This is a genomic window from Oleiphilus sp. HI0132 (assembly GCF_001635845.1).
In genome coordinates, this window is sequence record NZ_LWGJ01000683.1 from 1 (window position 1) to 521 (window position 521).

Consider the following 521-nt stretch of genomic DNA (forward strand, 5'->3'; position numbering starts at 1 on the left):
ATATAGCTTACAGTTGTACCCTTAATGTCTAGAGGCGTCAAATCAAAAGTCTATTTTTGCTGTTGATGTGTCGTAATTAAATTGTCTAGTATGGACGTTTACCACTTAGAGTACTGATCTTCGACAAAACCATATTGAGATTCAATCTCGTAGCGTTTGCCTTCAGCGGTGATTAAGTGCCCCTTAAACTTGCCGAATATTTGTTTGAAGTTTGTGGCCATGAAACCGGCATTGAGGTGTTCCTTATGCATTCCTTCAGGCACAAAGCTTAGATCAAGCTGTCCGTTTTCACAGCTGATTCTCCACGCGGAGCTTTCTTCATCCCGGTCATATCTGAACTGAACTTGAGGTAGTTGATGGAGCTTATCGCCAACCCAAAAGCAGTTTTCAGAATAGCCTGTTTCATTGACGCCCCAAGACACATTGAGCCCGAGCGGTGGCTTATCTTCTGATCTATCGGCTGTGGAGTAAGATGCGCCGGAAAAGCATGCCCAGTTCCAGAATGTTTCTCGACGCATGTA

General features: G+C 44.1%; 1 protein-coding gene. It reads right to left on the minus strand.

What is annotated here, in order from left to right:
* Positions 1-98: 98 nt before the first annotated feature.
* Positions 99-521, minus strand: a 423-nt coding sequence (locus A3766_RS08215; protein WP_156508783.1) for a DUF2804 family protein, incomplete at its 5' end; no start/stop codon positions are given.